The sequence below is a fragment of the Mesorhizobium sp. CA8 genome, assembly GCF_020164955.1.
Taxonomy (GTDB): domain Bacteria; phylum Pseudomonadota; class Alphaproteobacteria; order Rhizobiales; family Rhizobiaceae; genus Mesorhizobium.
Genome location: NZ_JAIUHG010000023.1, coordinates 107,919 through 114,308 on the forward strand (window position 1 = coordinate 107,919; position 6,390 = coordinate 114,308).

Annotated in this window: 7 protein-coding genes; 4 read left to right on the forward strand and 3 right to left on the reverse strand. The window is 63.1% G+C overall.

Annotated elements, in window-relative coordinates:
* Positions 1-62 precede the first annotated feature (62 nt).
* Positions 63-470 carry a hypothetical protein gene (locus tag LB553_RS22890; RefSeq protein ID WP_224516566.1) on the reverse strand — a complete coding sequence of 136 codons (408 nt, stop codon included), beginning with the start codon at positions 468-470 and terminating at the stop codon, positions 63-65.
* Positions 471-609: 139 nt separating this feature from the next.
* On the opposite strand from LB553_RS22890, the gene LB553_RS22895 reads away from it, so the two are divergent.
* On the forward strand, positions 610-1,047 hold the full coding sequence (locus LB553_RS22895; RefSeq protein ID WP_224516567.1) for a MarR family winged helix-turn-helix transcriptional regulator: 438 nt from the start codon (positions 610-612) through the stop codon (positions 1,045-1,047).
* Here LB553_RS22895 and LB553_RS22900 read toward each other — a convergent pair.
* Positions 1,038-1,175, reverse strand: coding sequence for a hypothetical protein (locus LB553_RS22900; RefSeq protein ID WP_224516568.1), 138 nt, complete (start codon positions 1,173-1,175; stop codon positions 1,038-1,040). The genes LB553_RS22895 and LB553_RS22900 overlap by 10 nt on opposite strands.
* A gap of 34 nt (positions 1,176-1,209) precedes the next feature.
* Positions 1,210-3,276 carry a putative bifunctional diguanylate cyclase/phosphodiesterase gene (locus LB553_RS22905; protein WP_224516569.1) on the reverse strand — a complete coding sequence of 689 codons (2,067 nt, stop codon included), beginning with the start codon at positions 3,274-3,276 and terminating at the stop codon, positions 1,210-1,212.
* A 289-nt stretch (positions 3,277-3,565) separates the two neighbouring features.
* Here LB553_RS22905 and LB553_RS22910 point away from each other — a divergent pair, with 289 nt between their 5' ends.
* From LB553_RS22910 to tdh, 3 genes are read left to right on the forward strand one after another with little or no spacing between them, the layout of a single operon-like run.
* Positions 3,566-4,753 (forward strand): glycine C-acetyltransferase, encoded by a 1,188-nt coding sequence (locus LB553_RS22910; protein ID WP_224516570.1) that lies wholly within the window; start codon positions 3,566-3,568, stop codon positions 4,751-4,753.
* Positions 4,754-4,781: 28 nt separating this feature from the next.
* Positions 4,782-5,225: an SRPBCC family protein gene (locus tag LB553_RS22915; RefSeq protein ID WP_224516571.1), complete on the forward strand. Its 444-nt coding sequence runs from the start codon at positions 4,782-4,784 to the stop codon at positions 5,223-5,225.
* A gap of 46 nt (positions 5,226-5,271) precedes the next feature.
* The gene (tdh, locus tag LB553_RS22920) at positions 5,272-6,306 is read left to right on the forward strand and encodes an L-threonine 3-dehydrogenase (protein ID WP_224516572.1); all 1,035 of its coding nucleotides are present in this window, start codon (positions 5,272-5,274) and stop codon (positions 6,304-6,306) included.
* Positions 6,307-6,390: the final 84 nt, after the last annotated feature.

Genomic DNA, 6,390 nt, shown 5'->3' on the forward strand with positions numbered 1-6,390 from the left:
AGCCACCTGCCGCTTCGGTCCGTTGCGCGTCGCGCCCGGTCGGCTTCGCCGGCCGTGCGATGTCAAAACAGCTTGGCTGTCGCCATGCAAAATACGGTGATGACCAGCAGCCCGCCCGCGATGCGTTCGCCTCTGGTCATCTTCGCCCGCAATTGGGTCTGCGCCGCTTGATCGGCGCCGGCCAGCTGCCTGCTGGCGGAGGCGACAAGCGCGCCCTGCACGCCGGCGGCGATCAGCGCCGTCAAAATGCCCAGCGCCAACACCTTCTCCATCGACCCGAAAGCACCCTCGTGGAAGAAATACCAGAGCAGTATGCCGGTCAGGAACGCCAGGCCGGAGGCGCCAAGCTGCGGTCGGATGAACCGCTCCGCCCTGATCTCCGGATCGCGGGCAACCGCAATGGTCGTGCCGGCCCAGAACACGCCGGCCATGACGTGCAGGCCGATGGTGACGATATAGACAAATTGCATGACCGCATTCCTCTCTGCCGCCCGCCGCGCGTCGCAGCATGGCGACGCCATCAATAAGACAAAGTTAGATATCTAACGGTTAGATGTCAATCATGAAGCCAAGTTTCATGTTCCAATCGCTTTGCTCTACTGTCAGGTCATGACACCGTTTGATCGCCCGCCCGTCGGCATGAATCTCGCCCGCACCTCGAAAGTGGTGGCGCAGGCTTTCGATGCCGCCATGGCCGAGGCCGGCGGCACGCTGCCGGTCTGGCTGACCTTGCTGTCAGTCAAGTCGAAGGAACTCGCGAACCAGCGCGAGCTTGCCGGCATGATCGGCATCCAGGGCGCGACGCTGACCCATCACCTCAACGCCATGGAAGCGCAAGGCTTGCTGACGCGCCGTCGCGATCCGGAAAACCGCAGGGTCCATCAGGTGGCGCTGACCGAGGCCGGCGAAGCGCTGTTCGAAAAGCTCCGTCTCGCGGCCGTCGCCTTCGACAAGCGGCTGCGCGCTGGCATTCCCGACGACAGGCTGGCCGAATTCGCCGAGGTGCTTGCGGCACTTAGGCGGAACGCCGGGCCGCCTCAGTCGTAACCCGGGATTGCGCCGAAGGCGTAGTGGCGCACCCTGAGCGCCGCGATCGATGCCGTCAGTTTCGCCTTGCCGTCGAAGGCGTCCTGGAACATCTCGTCATGCATGAGCAGGATCAGCCTGTTCGCCATTTGCAGGCCGGCCTCACCTGAATATCGGCGCATCTCAAGCCAAGTTGCCCTGCAGTACTTTCAGCTTCGCCTTCTTCGGGCTGCGCGCCAAAAGCCATTCGCGTGCCTTGTCCTGCGGCATCGGGAAGGCGATGGAATAGCCCTGCACCTGGTCGCAGCCGATCGCCATCAGCGAGTCGAGTTCGGCCTCGGTTTCGGCGCCCTCGGCGACGATCGAGATGCCGAGCCCGCGGGCAAGCTCGGTGATGGCGCGCACGATCTTGCTGTTGTCGCCGTTCTCGTTGATGTTCTGGACGAAGCGGCGGTCGATCTTCAGCCGGTCGATCTCGTTCGGGTTGACGTGGCTGAGCGATGCATAGCCGGTGCCGAAATCGTCGAGTTCGAGATGCACGCCCGCGGCGCGGATATGGCGGAGCTTCGCGGCGATCCCGGTCTTCTCATCGTCGAGGATGACGGATTCGACGATCTCCAGCGCGAGCTTCTGCGGCGGCAGCCCCGCGCGCTCCAGCGTGCCGAACAGGAAGCTGTCGAAATCGGGCTCGCGCAGCTCCGTGCCCGAAACGTTGACGGCGATGCGGCCGAAATCGATGCCGGCGCGGTCCCATTCGGCGGCCTCGTTGATCGCCTTGCCGATGACGATGCGGCCGATATCCGGCATGAAGCCGCATTTCTCGGCGACGGGAATGAACTCGCCGGGCGAAATCATGCCGCGTGTGGCGTGCTTCCAGCGTACCAACGCCTCGATGCCGCTGATCTTACCGCTGGTCAGCGACACTTGCGGCTGGAAATAGACCTCGAAGCTCCTGTCGGAGATCGCCGTGCGGATGTCCTGTTCGAGCTGCTTGCGATAGTCGAGCTCGCGCCGCAGTTCCTCGGAGAAGAAGGAGAAATTGCCGCCGCCGAGCTTCTTGGCCGAATAGAGCGCCAGGTCGGCATGGACGAGCAGGTCCTGCGCGTTGTCGGCGTCGACCGGATAGACCGCGATGCCGGCGCTGGCGCCGGGCATGATGGTCGTGCCCTGGAAGGTGATCGGGTCGTTGATCTCGTCGAGGATGCGCTTGGCGAGCGCATGGATGTCCTCGGTCGTGCCGGCGCCATTGAGGATCATGACGAACTCGTCGCCGCCGAGCCGCGCGCAGAGATCCGAGGCCCGGCAGGAATCGCGCATGCGCTGGGCGGTCACCACCAGCACATAGTCGCCGGCGGCATGGCCAAGCGTATCGTTGATCTGCTTGAAGCGGTCAAGATCGAGCTGGATCACCGCCAGGCGCTCGCGGCGGCGGTGCGCTCCCTTGATCAGCGTGTCGAAATGGTCGGTGAGGAAGGTGCGGTTGTGCAGCCCCGTCAGGCCGTCATGCACAGCGATGAAAGCCATCGAGTTGCGCGCGTCGACCAGCTCGCGCGTCTTGCGCAGGATGGCGTTGGACATCGGCCGGAAGATGAACAGCGCCACCAGCACGATGACGCCGAGCGTGGCGAAGAACAGCGTGCGGTGCAGGTCGAGGATGTTGCTGGATTTTTCGTCGGCGAAGGCGCTGATGCGCTGGCCGAGCGCGGCATAGCCGGACATGGTCGCGTTGGCGACGGAAGCGTCGAGGCCGACGCGGTCCCCGCCGCCCTTATAGCCGTCGGTTTGCATGCCGAGCTGCGACGCAAAAGACGAGACCAGCCTGTCGCCATTGGCGACGAGGCCGACCGAGAAGTAGTCGAGGTGAAAAGGCTTGCTGAACAGCACATATTCGATCGACTTCGGGTCGTTGCGCGCTGGCGAGAGCGGATCGGCGCCGGTCTCCTTGAGCAGCCGGTCGTAATTGGTCTCGAACTCGCCCGTCGCCTGCTTGAGCGCAGTGACCAGCGCCGGCTGCTTGTCGCGCGCGGCAGCACCCGTGGCGCTGGCCAGGAAGACGATGCGCTGCGACAGTGCCTTCTGCGTCTGGACGATGTCGAGCAGCGCGTCATTGTGCTGTTGCTGCGCCATCAACTGCTGCAGAAGGATGAAGGAGGCGATCACCATGGCGGCAATGATCGTCAGCGCCAGCCAGTAGCCGGTCTTGATGAGCAGGATCAGCTTGCGCGAAACGCTCTGCACGGGCTGCGACATAACTTACTGACCCTCCGGTCGACGGATCCTGCCAGGGATTTCGTGACGGGAAAACGATTACGTTGAAAGGGTTAACAGGCCGGCAAGGGCGATCGCGGCAACGCGGCAAAGCTCGCAAGATGGTTATCACGTCCTTTCCCGCACACCCCATTTTTGATCGCATTGCCGTCGCACCATCGCAAAGGATTGCGATCGAGCTTTCGCGACGCCACCGAAGCGGTCGCTTTTGCGATGGATTTTTTGCAGCCATAGCGCGACAGTCCGGCCTCGAACCGAACAGGGCCGGACCATGAGCAAAGCATTCCTTTCCCACATCGACAGCGAGCTCCAGGGCCTGAAATCGGCCGGGCTCTACAAGTCCGAGCGGGTCATTTCCTCCATGCAGTCCGCCGAGATCGAGGTCGGCGGCGAGAGGGTGCTGAATTTCTGCGCCAACAACTATCTCGGTCTTGCCGACAGCCCGGATCTGCGCGACGCGGCAAAGCACGCGCTCGACCGCTACGGCTACGGCATGGCCTCGGTGCGCTTCATTTGCGGCACGCAGGAGGAGCATAAGGAGCTCGAGGCGACGATCTCCTCCTTCCTCGGCATGGAGGATACTATCCTCTATTCTTCATGCTTCGACGCCAATGGCGGCCTGTTCGAGACGCTGCTCGGCGAGGAGGACGCCATCATCTCCGATGCGCTTAACCACGCTTCGATCATCGACGGTGTCAGGCTTTCCAAGGCCAAGCGCTTCCGCTACGTCAACAACGACATGGCCGATCTCGAAGCCCGTCTGAAGGAGGCGAAGGACTGCCGCTTCCGGCTGATTGCCACCGACGGCGTGTTCTCGATGGACGGCATCATCGCCAATCTCAAGGGCGTCTGCGATCTCGCCGAGAAATACGATGCCATGGTCATGGTCGACGACAGCCATGCGGTCGGCTTCGTCGGCAAGAACGGCCGCGGCTCGGCCGAGCATTGCGGCGTCGAGGGCAGGGTGGACATCATCACCGGCACGCTTGGCAAGGCGCTGGGCGGTGCCTCGGGCGGCTATACGTCGGGCAAAAGCCAGGTGGTCGACTGGCTGCGCCAGCGCTCGCGGCCCTATCTCTTCTCCAACACTCTGATGCCGGCGATCGCCGGCGCCTCGATCAAGGTATTCGACCTGATCCGTCATGGCGACGCGCTGCGCGAGCGCCTATATGCCAATGCGGACCGGTTCCGCTCCAAGATGGGCAAGCTCGGCTTCACGCTGGCTGGCGCCGATCATCCGATCATCCCGGTGATGCTGGGCGACGCGGCGCTGGCGCAGGAGATGGCCGCGCGCATGCTGAAGCGCGGCATTTATGTCATCGGCTTCTCCTTTCCGGTGGTGCCGAAGGGCCAGGCCCGCATCCGCACGCAGATGTCGGCCGCCCATTCCAGCGCCGATGTCGACAGGGCGGTCTCGGTCTTCGGCGACGTGGGAAAGGAACTGGGTGTAATCGCTTGACCCACGCCGAGGAAAACAGAAGTCGGCCATGACGATCGATGTCACGAGCAGGATCGAGATCGCCAGGCCACGCGGGGTCGTCGCCGCCTTTTCCGCCGATCCGGACAACGTGCCCCGCTGGTACGTCAATATCAAATCGGTCGAATGGAAGACGCGCCGACCGGCCCAGGTAGGATCGAGAATTGCATTCGTAGCGCAGTTCCTCGGACGGCGGCTTGTTTACACCTACGAAATTGTCGATCTCGTGCAGGGCGAGCGGCTGGTGATGCGAACCGCCGAAGGACCGTTTCCCATGGAAACGACTTATGCATGGCGCGATACCCAAGAAGGCGCTACCCATATGGCGCTCCGGAACCGCGGCACCCCGACAGGCTTTCCCCGTCTCGTGGCACCGTTTATCGCCCTGGCCGTTCGGCGTTCGACCGATCGAGACTTGCTCCGGCTGAAGAACATTCTGGAGGCGGCGCACTGATGAAACCGATCCCATCAAGACAGGTAAGACTTTTGAGGAGCGTCTGATGTCGAACATGATGAAGGCGCTGGTGAAAGCCAAGGCCGAGCCGGGCATCTGGATGGAAGAGGTGCCGGTGCCGGAGATCGGCCCCAACGATGTGCTAATCAAGGTCAAGAAGACCGCGATCTGCGGCACCGACGTCCATATCTACAATTGGGATCAGTGGGCGCAGAAGACCGTGCCGGTGCCGATGGTGACGGGCCACGAATTCGTCGGCACCGTCGCCGACTACGGCGCCGCGGTCACCGAATACAAGGTCGGCCAGCGCGTCTCGGGCGAAGGCCATATCGTCTGCGGCCATTGCCGCAACTGCCGCGCGGGCAGGGGGCATCTCTGCCGTAATACGCTCGGCGTCGGCGTTAACCGCCCCGGCGCCTTCGGCGAGTATGTGGCCATCCCGCAGCACAACGTCGTGCCGATCCCCGACGACGTGCCGGACGAGATCGCGGCGATCTTCGATCCACTCGGCAATGCCGTGCACACGGCCTTGTCCTTTGATCTCGTCGGCGAGGACGTGCTGGTCACCGGCGCCGGCCCGATCGGCATCATGGGCGCGCTCGTGGCGCAATGCGTCGGCGCGCGAAAGGTCGTCATCACCGATATCAACCCGGTGCGGTTGGATCTGGCGCGAAAACTCGGCGTCCAGCATGTCGTCGACGCCTCGAAGGAAAAGCTGCGCGACGTCATGCCGTCGATCGGCATGACCGAAGGTTTCGATGTCGGGTTGGAGATGTCGGGCGCCGCCCCCGCCTTCCGCGACATGATCGACACCATGAACAATGGCGGCAAGATCGCCATCCTCGGCATCGCGCCCACCGGCTTCGAGATCGACTGGAACAAGGTCATCTTCAAGATGCTGCATCTGAAGGGCATCTACGGCCGCGAGATGTTCGAGACCTGGTACAAGATGATCGCTTTGGTGCAGGGGCCACTGGATGTTTCCGGGCTGATCACGCATCGGATCGGGATCGACAATTTCCAGGTCGGATTCGACGCGATGCGCAGCGGCAGCTCGGGCAAGGTGGTGATGGATTGGTAGCTGATTAGAATGTCGGCGGGACAGAGGGGGGTGTGAAGGATCGCTACGTTGCGGATAACGCCCCCTCCAGCGCCGCCACCCCCC